At 42.1% G+C, this 15,577-nt stretch carries 13 protein-coding genes; all 13 read right to left on the minus strand.

Annotated elements, in window-relative coordinates:
* Nucleotides 1-58: 58 nt before the first annotated feature.
* The 13 genes from ACYZZR_RS01070 to ACYZZR_RS01130 all read right to left on the minus strand — a co-directional run bounded on the left by ACYZZR_RS01070 (nt 59) and on the right by ACYZZR_RS01130 (nt 15,523).
* On the minus strand, nt 59-1,276 hold the full coding sequence (locus ACYZZR_RS01070; RefSeq protein ID WP_461532136.1) for an HmuY family protein: 1,218 nt from the start codon (nt 1,274-1,276) through the stop codon (nt 59-61).
* A 7-nt stretch (nt 1,277-1,283) separates the two neighbouring features.
* Nucleotides 1,284-3,446, minus strand: a complete 2,163-nt coding sequence (locus tag ACYZZR_RS01075) for a TonB-dependent receptor plug domain-containing protein (protein WP_461532137.1) — start codon at nt 3,444-3,446, stop codon at nt 1,284-1,286.
* Nucleotides 3,447-3,747: 301 nt separating this feature from the next.
* Nucleotides 3,748-5,523, minus strand: coding sequence for an arginine--tRNA ligase (gene argS, locus ACYZZR_RS01080; RefSeq protein ID WP_461532138.1), 1,776 nt, complete (start codon nt 5,521-5,523; stop codon nt 3,748-3,750).
* A gap of 139 nt (nt 5,524-5,662) precedes the next feature.
* Entirely contained in the window at nt 5,663-6,283 is a 621-nt protein-coding gene (locus ACYZZR_RS01085; protein ID WP_461532139.1) for a phosphoadenosine phosphosulfate reductase domain-containing protein, read from the minus strand.
* A gap of 5 nt (nt 6,284-6,288) precedes the next feature.
* Nucleotides 6,289-6,495 (minus strand): DUF2061 domain-containing protein, encoded by a 207-nt coding sequence (locus ACYZZR_RS01090; RefSeq protein ID WP_461532140.1) that lies wholly within the window; start codon nt 6,493-6,495, stop codon nt 6,289-6,291.
* A gap of 92 nt (nt 6,496-6,587) precedes the next feature.
* On the minus strand, nt 6,588-7,001 hold the full coding sequence (locus tag ACYZZR_RS01095) for an RrF2 family transcriptional regulator (protein WP_461532141.1): 414 nt from the start codon (nt 6,999-7,001) through the stop codon (nt 6,588-6,590).
* A 42-nt stretch (nt 7,002-7,043) separates the two neighbouring features.
* A complete protein-coding gene (ctlX, locus tag ACYZZR_RS01100) occupies nt 7,044-7,988 on the minus strand; it encodes a citrulline utilization hydrolase CtlX (RefSeq protein WP_461532142.1) in 945 nt (314 codons plus the stop codon).
* A 4-nt stretch (nt 7,989-7,992) separates the two neighbouring features.
* A complete protein-coding gene (locus ACYZZR_RS01105; protein ID WP_461532143.1) occupies nt 7,993-8,907 on the minus strand; it encodes a dimethylarginine dimethylaminohydrolase family protein in 915 nt (304 codons plus the stop codon).
* Between the two features lie 119 nt (nt 8,908-9,026).
* The gene (locus tag ACYZZR_RS01110) at nt 9,027-10,310 is read right to left on the minus strand and encodes a citrate synthase (protein ID WP_461532144.1); all 1,284 of its coding nucleotides are present in this window, start codon (nt 10,308-10,310) and stop codon (nt 9,027-9,029) included.
* 249 nt (nt 10,311-10,559) lie between these two features.
* Nucleotides 10,560-12,131: a type IX secretion system motor protein PorM/GldM gene (gene porM, locus ACYZZR_RS01115; protein WP_461532145.1), complete on the minus strand. Its 1,572-nt coding sequence runs from the start codon at nt 12,129-12,131 to the stop codon at nt 10,560-10,562.
* Between the two features lie 44 nt (nt 12,132-12,175).
* The gene (gene porL, locus ACYZZR_RS01120) at nt 12,176-12,829 is read right to left on the minus strand and encodes a type IX secretion system motor protein PorL/GldL (protein WP_461532146.1); all 654 of its coding nucleotides are present in this window, start codon (nt 12,827-12,829) and stop codon (nt 12,176-12,178) included.
* A gap of 58 nt (nt 12,830-12,887) precedes the next feature.
* Nucleotides 12,888-14,243 (minus strand): T9SS ring complex lipoprotein PorK/GldK, encoded by a 1,356-nt coding sequence (gene porK / locus ACYZZR_RS01125; RefSeq protein WP_461532147.1) that lies wholly within the window; start codon nt 14,241-14,243, stop codon nt 12,888-12,890.
* Nucleotides 14,244-14,356: 113 nt separating this feature from the next.
* Entirely contained in the window at nt 14,357-15,523 is a 1,167-nt protein-coding gene (locus ACYZZR_RS01130) for a formimidoylglutamase (RefSeq protein WP_461532148.1), read from the minus strand.
* Nucleotides 15,524-15,577 lie beyond the last annotated feature (54 nt).

The following is a 15,577-nucleotide window of genomic DNA, read 5'->3' on the forward strand; positions in this document are numbered from 1 at the left end:
AAAAATAAAAATCTTAAAACTAACTTACTTCACAATATACTATAACGTACAAATCAAATTACTCTAGTAATTCGTATTTAAACTGAGGGTATCCCCTTTCTCCTCCGGCATTCAAAAATGCGGTGAATTGCAATTTAAAATAGTTCCCGTCTGCGTCTTTTACAATGTAATACCTGTCGTCACTTACTTTGTCCTCTCCCCCGGAAAATCCTGCAGTTTGCCGCCAATCACTACCTATAACAGTTTTGTCATTATACACAAATTCGGCTTCTTCTACATCAGCTTTAGAGAAGTCTTCGAAAGAGGGCGCGTCGGTCACTGTGGTTTCTCCTTCTTCTGTAATAGAGGTAAACACCGTGTATACTCCTGTACCTCCAAGAGTGTTGTGCACGGCAAAATCTGAAAAAGTAACCCCGGCTACAGTTCCGGCAAAATCTCCGTAATAAGAATAAACACTAGTAAAATTGATATCCCATTCATTTTTTGCGGGTTCTACGTCTACTTCTTCTCCATTTACCAGGCTAAAGGCCTTAATATTATAAGCGGCATCTTTGCTGATTTTCACCTCTTGATGTGTTTCAGCATCTAGTTCAGCATATTGCAGTGTATACTCATTGCCATCGGTGAGTACTCGTATCTTGTAAAAGCCTCTGGGATCACCTGAGGTATTTATAGAACCAGGTTCAGCTGCCTCGTCGGGAATAGCACTTCCCGCAGAAACAATATACACTTTGTTATCTGCATCGGTTGTGGAAACCTCGGCTATAGCAGTGCCGTTGAGTTGGCCTTCGGTAGAATCTGTAAAAGAGATTCCGCTATCAGCATCGCCATACATTCCGTATCCCAAGGGTAGTCCTACTTTCAGTTCTTCCACATTATTTACCGTTACATCTACGGGTTGAAACGATTGCAAGTCAAGCGATTTAAATTGCATTGGAGCTTCAAATACAGTGCTACTGTTTACGGCATCGATATCAGTATACCCCGGAAGTTCAGCTGCAGTGACTAGGATAGAAGCGTTCAAGAACACCCTGTTTTCTGAACCGGAGTAGAAACCGAGTTCCCAGGCATCCCTTCGCACCACCTTGGTCTCTTCTGTACTCAGATCTATATATACCTGATTGGGTTCTGTAGAGCCACCTGACTCCACATCAATCACGGCAGATTCTACTACAGGAATATCGGGTCCCGATCCCGAACCACTGTCATCGTCGCCGCTACATCCCGTAAGCAGTAATGCTACAAAAAGGGTTTGTAAAAGAAAGTAATTTTTCATATTGAGTTTAGTTTTTAAATTTATATAAAAGTTTCAGATAAAAAGATCTCCCATATCCTAGCAATGCGCTATTGGGAGGACCGCCATGAGCCCCTCCCGCCACAGCAGTTGTGTTTACACTTACCACATCTAGGAGGTTTCTAACACCAGCGGTAAGTTCTAGTGAATTGTTCAAAAAATATTTCTTAGCACTGGCATCCCACCAGGTAAAGGCATCCTGCTTTCCCTTCACATACACGGTTTCTCCAGCATCGTTATTCTTCTCAACATACTGAGGCTGCGCTCCGTTGTATTTCAACTGTGTAGTCAATATTATCTTCTTAGAGGGTATCGTATAACTCAATACGGCATTTCCCGTAAAATTATAGAGGTAATCGTCTCTGCTATTCTCTTCTGAACCGAGTTCTTGAGCGATTCCTATATAGCTCAGTCCAAGCCCTGCACTCAGGTTTTTATATCGTAAAGAATTTTCAAAGGAAGCGCCCAGTACTCTGTGACTATCTATGTTCATATAGCGAAAACTTCCTCCGGGAGAATCATTCCCCACCAGAATAAGGCTTATTTTGTCTTTGATATTAAAATGAAAGGCCTTGATTGAATGTTTGAGGCTTACATTATTCAGATCAGATCGTTTTTCTACTGACACTAAGGCAGACAGCCCGTCTTCCGGTCTCAGATCAGGATTGCCTTGTACATCGTGATTGGCATCTACAAAATAATAGAACAACTGCTCAAAAGAGGGGGTTTTATAAGCCGAACCGAATACACCTTTTAACTTTATGTCGTCGGTCAATTCATATCCTGCAGTCAATCCCCATATCCAATGAGTTCCATAACTTGAATTATTATTGATGCGCAATCCCGGATACAGAGAGAAGCGATCTGTAAAATTTAGGTCGACGGTCGCAAAGGCGTCGTAATTTTCAAGTCTCTTTTCTACGATTTCAGCGGAATGTGCCCCACTGGCCGACACATCGTATCCTTTTTGGTTTACGAGCTCATATCCAACAGTGAGATCAAACAACTCTGATTTCGGAAAAATTTGACTCAACACTCCTCTTGAAAATAGCAAATCACTGGATTGATCTGTAATGTCCTTTGTCACCTCCTGTTTTCTTCGTTCTCCTACATTGTACACATATCCCATGAAATCCCGCTCTTGTTTTTGGAAAGACAGAGACAAGGTGTAGTTCATAGTCTTCCATTTACCGTCTGCATAGAGCTGATGCACAAAACGGGAAGTATTGTACTGTTGGTCGTTTGCCGTAATACTGTAAGCGCCATTCTCTGCCCTAGAATTGACCACATGGCTGTATATATCGAGGGTTTCGTCGTAGTATCCAAATTTGTAATATACATTAAAGCGCGGAGCAGTATAGTACAGTCCGCCTGTGAGATTAAGCTGTTCTTTAGGGTTCCATTCATGCCCTCTCAACTCGTCGTTCTTCACTTCGCTCCCCTCTATCTTAAAATAATCCTTCCCTCTAAAATTGTTAAAAAAGCCTTGAAAATCATTACGGTTAAAGCTTGCCGAAACATACAATCTATCTGAGATATTATACGACATCTTCAAACTTTGAATATGCCGCCCCTTCTCAGACCAATCGTATTCGCCACCAACCGTTTCTTCCTGAAGCCCAGCTTGCACTTCCCATTTACCTTCTATACCTTTTTTGGTTACTATATTGATTAGTCCGGCCACCGCATTATCACCGTAAAGTACGCCCATAGCACCTTCCACAACTTCTATACGCTCTACCTCATCGAGATTGATCTGATTGATATCTATATTGTTACCATAACCATTATCACTTACCATAGGCATATTGTCTACCAATATCTTTACGTACTCTCCACCTAATCCAAACATACGTACTGTAGACCGACCAGATTGTGCATCGGGAATGATATCGATATTCAATTGATAGTGAAGTATATCTGCCAAGGTATTACCGGCCAGTTTTTCAATATCCTGCCGACTGATCTCATTTACAGTAAATAGTTTCCCAGATACGCTTCCTCTTTTGTACTGATCTGTCACTATGACTTCGTTCAGGATATTTACCTCTGTAATGGAGGTATCTATTTTCTCCTGAGAATAAACTTGATGGAAAATCAAGGGGACTAAAAAAAAGAAAACTACTCTGTATCTTTGTGAATATGCGCTCATTTCTACCAGTTAGAAAGAAAATTCGATGCGATTATCAATAAATTCGAGGCAAATATATAATTTATTTTTATTCAATCTAAATAAAATAATTTAAATTTATCACAGGGCTATCCTACCCGCACAAAACACGCTAATACAACAAAACCAAGCTCGGGAAAAAATATTCAGCTATGAACTAACCGACTTTATAAAATATTAAAGATGTCGCAGTGTTCTTTATTTTCCATCTGTTTCCCCATTATACCTCACTATATTTATAGAGTAATTTTTTTAACAGGGCCGAAAAGCTGATTAAACAATTCTACATTCGCTCCGGAACATTTATCCCCAGTAAACGGCAACCTGAGGCGATGAGCTTAGCTACCTCTTCGGACAACTGTACGCGGAATGCACGTATATGCTCATCTTCAGCGCCCAGTATGGAAACATTTTGGTAAAATGAGTTAAACTCCTTGACAACATCGTAAACGTAATTGGCGATTACTGCAGGATTGTAATTTTCTGCGGCTGATTGAATAACGGCAGGATAGTTTTCCAGTAATTTGAGCAATTCCTTTTCTCTATTGTGAAGAACAGTGATATTCACATCGACAGCCACATCCTTGGCTTTTCTCAAAATAGACTGTATTCGGGCGTAGGCATACTGTATAAACGGCCCGGTATTTCCCGCAAAATCTACCGATTCTTCAGGGTTGAATAAAATGCGTTTTTTCGGATCTACTTTGAGAATATAATACTTAAGCGCCCCGAGCCCTATGGTTTTATACAAATCCTGCTTTTCTTCTTCCGAATAACCGTCGAGTTTCCCCAGCTCCCGAGAGATCTCTCCAGCTGTTTCGGTCATTTCAACAATCAGGTCGTCGGCATCTACCACCGTACCTTCCCGACTCTTCATTTTTCCACTGGGCAGATCGACCATTCCATAGCTCAGATGATACAACTGTTTGGCCCAATCGTATCCTAATTTCTGCAATATGAGAAAGAGTACCTTAAAGTGATAGTCTTGTTCATTTCCCACGGTATACACCATTCCACCGATATCCGGATGGTCCTTTACCCGTTGCACGGCAGTACCCATATCTTGTGTCATATACACCGCGGTACCATCGGCTCTCAATACTATTTTTTCATCCAGTCCTTCCTCCGTAAGATCTATCCACACACTGCCGTCTTCCTTGCGGTAAAAAACACCTTTTTCTAGACCGTCTTCCACAATATCCTTACCCAGAAGGTAGGTATTACTCTCGTAGTAATAAGAATCAAAATCCACACCGAGATCGGCATAGGTTTTTTCAAAACCTTCGTATACCCAATGGTTCATTTTTTCCCACAGGGTGATTACCTCCTTGTCTCCGGCTTCCCATTTGCGCAGCATTTCCTGCGCTTCCAGCAAAAGTGGGGCTTTTGCAGCAGCTTCTTTTTCTGGCAAGCCACTGTCTACAAGAGTTTTGATTTCCTTTTTGTATTCCTTGTCGAATATCACGTAGTATTTACCTGCGAGATGATCCCCCTTCAGACCTGAACTTTCCGGGGTTTCACCATTTCCAAACTTTTGCCATGCCAACATGGACTTACAGATGTGTATTCCCCTATCGTTGATAATCTGTGTCTTGTATACCTTTTTCCCAGAGGCCTTCAATATTTCGGCCACGGAATATCCGAGGAGATTATTACGTATATGTCCTAGGTGTAACGGTTTGTTGGTATTCGGTGAGGAGTATTCTACCACAACCGCTCCGCCGTTTTCATCAGGTAAGCGATACCCGTAGTTATGGCTATTTCTAATCTCTGCAAAAAGACGTAAATAGTAGGCATCACTAATCAGCAGATTTAAAAATCCCTTAACCACATTATAGCCTACCACCTCGTTTACACTCTTCTGCAAATACCCTCCTATCTGCTCTCCTATAAGCTGTGGATTTCCTTTAATTACCCGCAGCATAGGAAAAACCACTACGGTTAAATCTCCTTCAAAATCCTTTCGGGTGGGCTGCAGCTCAACCGACTCCAATTCAACATCATAAATATCTTTAACAGCCTCTCTTACTTTTGCTGTGATGAGTTCTTGTTTGTCCATCTCTACGATTTTAGGTCCCCAAGGCGTGCAAAGATAACAAATGTTGAAAAACGCCGATGAGCTAATCATCAAAAAAGCCCGTACTTTCCACGGGCTTTCATCCTTATCTTACTGATCTCGAGCTGAGCATTGCACTACTTTAGTGACCTCCGGAAACATGAAGCCCACATTCGCGGTTTTCGAGCACCTTGGTCGGATCGTAATACTTAAATTCGTTTTCAAGACCGTGATCTTCAAGATAGGTGTCCAGTTGTGTGTCACTCCAATAGAAAAAGGGAGAGACCTTTACAACGCCATCATCGCCCATAGTAACAATATCGAGTGAATCGCGAAAAGCAGTTTGTCCCTTTCTCAGATTTGTAAACCACAGATCAGGTCTATGTTCTTTCATAGCTCTTCTGAAAGGCTCGAGCTTTACCTGCTCTGTAAATTCCTTGTGCTGAGGGGAGTCTATATTTGGTATCCCCATCACTACATCGCGGTGCGCTACTGTTTGTCGAGGTACATACAAATGGATATTGAGCCTTAGTTGTTGAATGAGGCGCTCTGCATGACGATAAGTTTGAGGGGTATTGTACCCGGTATCACACCATATTACTGATATATTCTCCTTTATCTCGGTAGTAGCGTGCAGTATAGCAGCCTCATAAGGACGGAAGTTGGTAGTCACCACCGGATTGTTGGCAGTCTCTATACCCCATTGTACTATCTCAGCCGGAGTCTTGTCTTTCAAACACTCATTGATCTTTTTCAAGTCCATATCCATTATTTTTTCACTATCCGAAGCCAAGCCCTCTCGTGAAAGTAATACAGTACCATTTTTGATACCACTTCTATACTGCCTATTCCGAGGGCTACCTTTATATTACCGGTGAGAATATACGATATGACCATAGTGTCTATCGTACCAATCACACGCCACGAAACGGCCTTTAGTACAGACACTTTCCGACTGTGGGTTTCCGGCTTCAAATTTGATGTTTTTAGTAAATCGAAAATCACTTTAATGACAATAGCGAACAAATATACTATTAATCTATTGATTTACTCGACTAAGTGTAGATTTATTTTTTGGAAAGATCGGCGAGGGTTCTTTTTTCGAGTACATTGAGCATGCTGTCTCGCATCTCAGTCATGATTCTGTTAAGCGAACAGGCTTCCTCTGTTTTGCAATCACTGCACTTTTCATAAAAGTGAAGACTCACGCAAGGAAGGGGTGCTATAGGACCCTCAAGCACCCTTATCAGTGAAGCAATGGTGATTTCTTCAGGATCTTTTAAAAGGTAATACCCCCCTCCCTTACCTTTTTTTGAGCCGAGAAATCCGGAGTTCTTCAACTGTAGCAATATGATCTCCAGAAACTTTTTAGAAATACTTTCACTTTCGGCAATTTCAGAGATTAGCACCGGACTTTCCTCTTCTCTCCTAGACATATAAACCAGGGCTTTTAGTCCGTATTTCGTTTTTTTTGACAACATATTCTGCAGCAGTAGTTTAATCTTTAAATATAACAATTATTTTTATCCTTGCCCTTTCGAGAGGAAGATCTCAGCCATCATGCAACGTGCACTCCCTCCACCACAGGCCTCAATAACATCGAGAGGCGCAGACAATATTTCACAATGCCCTTCAATTTTTTCGACTTGACTTTTGTCGAGACTTCGCCTTGCAGCTTCGCTCATCACCAGATACTTCTTTCCGTTCTCTCCTCTCAATTGCAACATATTGCCGGCAAAACTATTTACCTGCTCTTCTGAAATTTCTATAATTTCCTTTCCGTCTTCCCTCAGTTGACTCAGCAGTTGCTTCCGCTCTTTTCTATCGTCGATGGCAGCTGTACAGACTATCGCGAAATCTTCTCCCACACTCATCATCACATTAGTGTGATAGATTTGTTTTCTCTCACCATTAACAGTCTGCCAAGCGGTAAAAATCACAGGACTATACTCAAAATCTTCACAAAATTCGATAAACAGTTCTTCGTCAGCCCTAGGAGAAAGAGCACAATAGGCCTTTCTATTTACCCTGTCGAGTATCATGCTTCCGGTACCTTCCAGGAAAATTCCGTCCTCTTCCGCTTCGGTATAATCTACCACCTCTAAAATGGGAAAACCCTCTTTTTCTACGGCATTCAACACTTCTTCCCTGCGCTCCAGTCTTCTGTTTTCGGCAAACATGGGGTAAAGAGCAATTGTACTGTTGTCGTGAAAAGAAATCCAATTGTTTGGAAAGATGGAATCGGGAGTATCAGGATTCTCGCTGTCTTGGACAACGACAACTCTTATCGAAGCTTGCCTCAATTTTTCTACAAAGGCATCAAACTCTTTCAAAGCTCGCTCCTGTAGTGTTTGAGGAGTAAGCTCTTTCAGCACCTTTTGATAGTAATTGTTTACAGCGGTCTGCTCATTCATCCGGAAATTTACCGGACGGACCATCAATACAGTATCTGTAATTTGTTGTTTCATAACATCAGGATCTAATTAGAGGCATAGTAGAACAACGGAAAAGACCTTCTTGTTTAGATATTTCGGCATAAGGCACTTCTTCAACGGTAAAGCCCTGTTGTCTCAACCAGTTGTTCAGACGGGTAAAATTCCGTTCAGACACCACCACATCCGTATCTATGGAAAATACGTTGGAATACATATAATACATCTCATCGCGAGTGATGTGAAAAAGATTTTCGCGACCAAACAACTTCAATAGGTATTCGTAATCGTCTGGATTATTGAATCCTCCTGGGTATATTATCCCCTTGTCTTTTCCAACGGGTTGAAAACAACAGTCGAGGTGAAGTGCGTTGTCCCTGGCTTCCGTAGCCGATTTTACCAAGTCGAATTCTTTGATCTTCTTTCCCGGAAAAAAATCCCTGAGGAATTGTACCCCGTGTATATTAGTTCTTGCCGTAATCTGATCGGGATAATCCGAACCTTTGTAGGTTCCCACAAAAATGTGATCATTCCAAAGCATGACATCCCCCCCTTCTATATGTACCTCCTCGGGAGGTGTTACGATTTTCTCAGGGGCTATCATTTCCATAACCTCAGTGATAGCAATCAACTCTTTTTCTCGTCGCGGCAATATGTTAGATCGTATAAAAAAATCGTCGATAACAAAGGCGATATCTCTGGAAAAGATCTGATTGTAATTGGGTATAATCTCTGGGCGATATACGGTGATGCCGTATTTTTCAAATACGCTTGCAAAAGCTTTCATCTCCGCTATCATATCCGCTTCAGAAGGATAGGTCCCCGCCAGGATATGTTCCAGCGACTTAGGGTCGTAGGCCTCTTCTGGGGCAGGTACTCCACCGTTACTTATCGCCGTACCCAAAACCAGAGCCTCGAGCTTCGAGGTTTCATCTTTTACATTGAGTTTTAACATAACCGCTTACATTTTGTTACAAATATAAACAAGGAGAGACGCACAGTTGTGCGTCCCCATATTATTTTTTTTTAAAAAAAGAGCCGAAAATTACCGATCCTCTTTTCTTCTCTATACACTTATCTCTGATCGATATCTACGAAAGTGCGTTGATTCTCTCCTATATACACCTGTCTAGGTCTTCCTATAGGCTCGTCTTTCAAACGCATTTCCCTCCACTGGGCGATCCATCCGGGAAGACGTCCAAGAGCAAACATCACGGTAAACATCTCGGTAGGTATTCCTAGGGCGCGGTAGATAATACCGGAATAGAAATCTACATTGGGATATAATTTTCTATCTATGAAATACTGATCTTCCAAGGCCTCTTTTTCCAGCGATTTGGCAATTTCCAAGATAGGATCGTTAACTCCGAGATCACTCAACACTTCGTCAGCCGCCTTTTTGATAATTCTCGCTCTAGGATCAAAATTCTTATACACTCTATGCCCGAATCCCATAAGTCGGAATGGATCGTTTTTATCTTTGGCTTTAGCCATATACTTCTTAGTATCTCCTCCATCGGCCTTAATACCTTCCAGCATTTCGATCACCGCTTGATTGGCTCCTCCGTGAAGAGGTCCCCACAATGCGGAAATCCCGGCAGAGATAGAAGCGAAAAGACCTGCATGAGACGATCCGACCATACGAACTGTCGATGTAGAACAGTTCTGTTCGTGATCGGCGTGAAGAATCAATAATTTGTCTAATGCATTGATTACGATATCGTTTTTCTTGTATTCTTTATTCGGCTTTTTGAACATCATTTTGGCAACGTTCTCTACATAGCCAAGGGTATCATCTCCATAGTCGAGAGGTAAGCCTTCCTTTTTTCGCAATGTCCAAGCCACAAGCACAGGAAATTTGGCCAACAGTTTTACAATCGCCCTGTACATATCTTCTTCCGAAGTGACATTAACAGACGAAGGATTGAAGGCTATTAGCGCACTGGTAAGCGATGCCAACACCCCCATGGGGTGTGCAGACTTCGGAAAACTGTCGAGGATCTTCTTCATGTCTTCATCCACCACAGACTGATCTTTGATATCTTCATGAAATTGATCCAACTGAACTCGAGTAGGTAATTCACCAAAAATCAAGAGATATGCAACTTCCAAAAAATCGGCTTTTTCGGCCAGTTCTTCAATAGTATAACCGCGGTATCGAAGAATTCCTTTTTCGCCGTCGAGATAGGTAATCGCACTCTCACAGGACCCCGTGTTTTTATAACCCGGATCGAGCGTAATCATTCCGCTCTGTGCCCGAAGGGTTTTGATATCCATCGCTATTTCATTTTCCGTTCCAACAGTAACCGGAAACTCATACTTCACTCCGTTATACTCTAAAGTAGCAGTTTTAGACATAATAATACTTCGATTTTTTAGATTCACCAATTTTCACACCCTAATACGAAAGAGATTTCTGTTTATTTGATGTGAACGAGAGTTGCGAAAATACGAAATAAAGTCTTAATACAAACTTAATTAACGTTGTTTTTAGGTAAAGATTTTCTTGAATATCCCCAGCTTAGTTCAACGACAAGGGCTTCTCTACAGATGTCTTTACACAACTGTGGAGAAGCCCTTGATTTTTCGCTCTTATAACGAAGTATATTAATTGGTGAGCTGTATCACTACCGGTGATACTTTTTTCAACTTATATGCTGTATTTCCTATTATATAAGCCTCTACATCGAAAATCTGCACTGCATCTCCCCTTCGCGCCCTTCTCAAGGCATTCCTAGCGGCTCCATCAAGTTTATTACCTCTTACAGAAATAGTAGGTTGCCCCGGTACTTTAAATTTAAATCCTCGTATCCCGAGTTTTAAATCAAAGTCAAAATCTTCCAGTAAAGCACCTACTGTAGAAACCTCTAAACTAGATCTGGGCATACTCACTTCTCCAGACTCTCCTCTTATGGTTCCTGCAGGTCGGGGTACATCTTTAATCCTGAACTCTGTAGTCGTACTAATCGATTGACCATCGGGTAAGGTTCCACTGGCGGTAATATTTACCGTTCTTCCGCTTCCGGGATTCATGGTGTATTTACTTCCGGAAACTCTCGAAAGTCCACTAGCCGAAGCAGTCACTTTATTGTCTGGTATTCCGGGAATAGAAATGGTAATCGGATTTGATACTCCGCGGTACACCACGTTCATCTTATCGGCCGAAATTACCGCCGCATTAGGTTTGGTAATCGTGGCAAATGTAGCCGATACAGGAACTTCAAGTACTTCTTCATTCTGCATAAAAATCAATTTCCCCTCCAACTTGTGATCTCCTGGATTGCCGGCACTCACATTCAGTCTAACCTTTCCTCCGTCGAGACTGTAGTCTCCTTCTGAAAGCTTTTCTCCGTCGAGATACAGCTCCACTTCATGAGGTTTGGTAGTAGCATCCGTCCTTCCTAGTACAATAGCTCCGTCGAAAGTCTCTCCCTGATAATAAGCCGACTTAGGTTGTTCTAAGAGTGTCGAATAGTTTGTCATAGACACTTCGCTGCTCAACTCCTCTCCGAGCATGGCATTGAACACATCGCTCTCGGTGGTTTTTATATCCGCTTGTATTTGGGTAATTTTAGTAAGAGAAGCCACGAGGGGAAATCCTTCAAAATTGAGGTTGAGCCAGTTTATTTCCTTCCCTTCCCTATTCTTAGCCTTTCCGTTCTCACCCGAAGAAAACCTCTCTGTAACTGAACTTTTAATCTCTTCAAAATTCTCATCTCCAAGTATTCCCAATACGGTCTCTCTATAACCGTCAATCTTATCTACAAACTCCTGACCTTCATCGGTGTATTCTCCTCCACCTTTAAAAAACTTTTTGTCCAGGAATTTGGCCTGATCCATTTTTTCGTAATCGTGTTTGTCGTTGAGGTTCTCCGTCATCTCTGCTTTGAGTTCCTCCAAATAAGTATAATACGCTGCCGACGCTTCCTTGAGTTGATTGGCTTTTTCCAGTATGGGTCTGTACCTCTCTGGTTTTTCCTCGGCCAATCTAGAAAGCCCCTCTAGAGCCATTGCATTATCTGTAGTGGCTTTTGTGTTCGACGCCTCCAGTTTTTCATTCAACATACCAAAAGCCGACAACACTTCTTTACCCATATTTATAGCGAGCATGGCTATAAAGACCAGATACATGAGGTTGATCATCTTTTGACGTGGTGATAAGCTGCTATTTCCTGCCATTGCTAATGTCTAATTAGTTTGATTTTAGTCTTATGTCTCACTAATTAGCGCTTGTTCATCGCTGTTAGCATTCCTCCGTAAACACTGTTCAGAGATGAGAGGTTGGAAGTAAGAGACTCCATTTCTTCTTTGAGCCTTCCCGCATTATTGGCAACTTCTTCGTTTATAGCGGCCTGTCGCCCGGCGCTTTCCAACTGCACTTTGTACAAACTGTTTAGCGATTCCATCTGCGCGGCTGCCAAAGAGAGCTCTTCACTGTACTTTTTAGTAGACGAAATAGCATCTACAGTAGGCGCCATATTTTTGGCAGCGCCTTCAAAATTTCGTATGCTGTGTCCCAAGCTATTCATCAATTCTGCATCCACTCTTGCTTCCTTGAGCAATTTGTCTAATTTTTTGGACAACATCCCCTCGGCGTCCTTAGCTTCTTCTTCTACTTTTTGTTCTCTTTTCCTGGCTTCACCTCCATTGAGTTCGGGATATACAAGGCTCCAGTCTACATCTTCATCTACAGGCTCAAAAGCCGAAATGGCAAATATCAAAGCCTCTGTGATGAGTCCAATAGCGAGAAGTACAGTTCCATCTAAAAAACCTAATTCCCAGTGGTTTAGCTTAAAAAGCGCACCCAGAATCACAACAGATGCCCCGAGGCCATAGGCCATATTAAACAGCGTTTTATTTGATTTAGATCTTGCCATAATGGTAAATAATTGATGTGTTATTTAGATATGAATTAATTAAAACTTCAAAGGGTGATTATCGTCCTAGTTCATTTGCTCCCATATAATCTTGTACTGTTCGGAAACCGATATAGCTCCTCGCCGAATCCTGGTATTCAAAATCGCGCGTACTCACCTGCAGAAAATAAGCCACGTCTTTCCACGAGCCTCCACGTATTACTTTTCTCTTATTTTGTTCGTCATAAGCATTTGGGTTCATGGTAGAAGCGTAGTCGTACGAACTGGGATCGTAGGCTGAGTTTGTCCATTCCGAAACATTTCCAGCCATATTGTACAAACCGTAATCGTTGGGTTTATACGACTTTGCTTCTACAGTATACAGAGCATCATCGGCGGCATAATTTCCTCGGTTAGGTTTAAAGTTGGCCAAAAAACATCCGCGTTCATCCATCAGATAAGGCCCTCCCCAAGGATAGGTTCCCGATTCCAGTCCCCCCCTAGCGGCGTACTCCCATTCAGCCTCGATAGGCAAACGAAATTGGTTTACAAAACCGTCTCCTCTTGACTTTTGGAAGTCATTTTTGTATTTGGTACGCCAGTTACAAAAGGCTTTGGCTTGTTTCCACGACACCCCAACAACAGGATACTCACTATAGGCATCATGCCAAAAATAATCGTTGTGCATGGGTTCGTTATAAGAGTAATAAAAGTCTCTAATCCACACTGTAGTATCGGGATATATCATCATCTCTTCTGTCTTGACAAAATCGGAGCGGTTGCCCGTTCTCCTTTTGGCTGCAGCCTGTATATCCATCCAGGTGTACTTGTATTTCAGCTTGGTTACATCTATGGTTCTGTATCCGTTATACGACTCTTCTATCGGCAGATATATAGAGTCGATCATCACTTCTGCATAATACTGATCCGGGTATTTGTTCTGATCCCATATCAACTTCGGTTTTTTATTGAGCATACGCCCTTCAAAACCGGTTTCGCCCATGCCGCCGTAATTTTCCAACATATATTTATCGTATTCCGACAGCTGAGAAGTATCGGCATCTTTAAAAGCGTATTCCCCAATCCCTCCATCGCCGGGTCCTAAACCTTCATAATCGGCAAGAATAGCCAGTTTAGTACGAACCACTGAGTCTTTGACCCATTCTACAAACTGACGGTATTCACTGTTGGTTATCTCGGTCTCATCCATATAAAACGACCTTACGGTAACCGTTTTGGTAGGGGCATTCAAACCGCCGGAAACATCAGATTCCGATTTTCCCATGATAAAAGACCCACCGGGCACCAATGTCATACCATAGGGTTTTTCGGGATGCCATCGCTTTCCGCCTACTCCTACCAACTCTCCCCTGTCCTGTCTGCCACAGCTGTACAAAACAGCTCCAAGGGTAATAACAAGAAATAATTTTTTCATTCGTTTTATTCGGTTAATATGGTTTAAAAAATTCCCGCATACCTTATTACTTCCGATCTCTAAATTTTTCAACTGTATTCCATATGGTGGCCATGGTCAAACCGCCAAAGCTACTATCCCACGGATGTTTTTTTACAAGCTTTCCACCAGCGCTCCGGAATTATCTCATTACAGGCGTCCAAATAATCCTTTTGGGTGCATGGTAATAACGTATGTCTTTTCAATTTATTATTAGGCACTCCGAGAATTGGCACTTCTATCCACCACCGTCCGGAAACATCACTTTTGTAAAAACACAATTCCATATCCTCATCCATCGGAACAATATATTTTTCGTAATTACCCGTTCCTGAAAAAGGGTAATCCTTCTTTCTAAAGTTATATCCTTCTATAAAATACCACAGTATCTGAGCGGTGAGTTGTGCATTGGGCAGCGTATTCCGGTTTTCGTAAATACCAAATACGGAAACTTTATCACTGATTCCGGCATAGCGCGCGATAGCGCAGATTTCTCGTCCGTCAAAACCATTGGGACACGTTCCTGGAGCACTGCCCAAATCGGCTCCTCTTACAGAAGTCATATCGAGGCTCACCACATCGGCATCCCTAAATACCGGTTCGACCAGAGTGATATCGTCAGCCAATTCTCCAAGCCTATAAGCGTCGAAAAACAACTTGTCCATGAGGTCTATTTCCTCTTGTGCGTTGAAATAAGTTTGATATCCTAGATTACAAAAATTAAAAAGATTGTTCGGTTGTTCTACTATAATCCTGCTCATATAAGATTCTGAAGAAATAAGCTCTCCAGACGCTCCAAAGTCAAAACGGCTATCTACAGACACCAGGTTTACCATTTGTTCCAGCTGATCAAAAGCTCTGTACGTAGCATAGGTAATATCTTGACTTCCACCGACAACAATAGGAACTATATCTTTTTTAATCAGGTATTCTACCAGAGTTTTCACTGCAAAATAAGTATCTTCTACAGTGTTTCCCGCCGAAATATCTCCCAGATCGACCATTCGGTTGCTCCAGTTGCCCCCGTACAAACGGTATAGTTGCATCCGTATTTCACTCAAATCAGGCGATGCTTCTGTACCGAGTACTACAGAATTTCTGATCTCATCTACCCCCACAATAGCCAGCTTCACTTGTTCCAAATCGGGCAGTCCTCCTTGCTCTGTATGGATACCTATACGGTTTCCTATAGTCTGCGCAGACAGCAACTGATTATGTGCTACGACGGCTGTACTTACGGGCCACAAGAACTCAAAATCCATACTTTTTATCCAAATTTCTCCAACACCTTTTACTACAGGTGCTATTTTTTACAC

The organism is Sinomicrobium sp., from assembly GCA_029266035.1.
In the GTDB taxonomy this organism is placed as follows: Bacteria; Bacteroidota; Bacteroidia; order Flavobacteriales; family Flavobacteriaceae; genus Sinomicrobium.

Coding starts and splice junctions, on each gene's coding strand:
- ACYZZR_RS01070 (WP_461532136.1), bottom strand. CDS start 1,276: ATGAAAAATTACTTTCTTTTACAAACCCTTTTTGTAGCATTACTGCTT.
- ACYZZR_RS01075 (WP_461532137.1), bottom strand. CDS start 3,446: ATGAGCGCATATTCACAAAGATACAGAGTAGTTTTCTTTTTTTTAGTC.
- argS (WP_461532138.1), bottom strand. CDS start 5,523: ATGGACAAACAAGAACTCATCACAGCAAAAGTAAGAGAGGCTGTTAAA.
- ACYZZR_RS01085 (WP_461532139.1), bottom strand. CDS start 6,283: ATGGACTTGAAAAAGATCAATGAGTGTTTGAAAGACAAGACTCCGGCT.
- ACYZZR_RS01095 (WP_461532141.1), bottom strand. CDS start 7,001: ATGTTGTCAAAAAAAACGAAATACGGACTAAAAGCCCTGGTTTATATG.
- ctlX (WP_461532142.1), bottom strand. CDS start 7,988: ATGAAACAACAAATTACAGATACTGTATTGATGGTCCGTCCGGTAAAT.
- ACYZZR_RS01105 (WP_461532143.1), bottom strand. CDS start 8,907: ATGTTAAAACTCAATGTAAAAGATGAAACCTCGAAGCTCGAGGCTCTG.
- ACYZZR_RS01110 (WP_461532144.1), bottom strand. CDS start 10,310: ATGTCTAAAACTGCTACTTTAGAGTATAACGGAGTGAAGTATGAGTTT.
- porM (WP_461532145.1), bottom strand. CDS start 12,131: ATGGCAGGAAATAGCAGCTTATCACCACGTCAAAAGATGATCAACCTC.
- porL (WP_461532146.1), bottom strand. CDS start 12,829: ATGGCAAGATCTAAATCAAATAAAACGCTGTTTAATATGGCCTATGGC.
- porK (WP_461532147.1), bottom strand. CDS start 14,243: ATGAAAAAATTATTTCTTGTTATTACCCTTGGAGCTGTTTTGTACAGC.
- ACYZZR_RS01130 (WP_461532148.1), bottom strand. CDS start 15,523: ATGGATTTTGAGTTCTTGTGGCCCGTAAGTACAGCCGTCGTAGCACAT.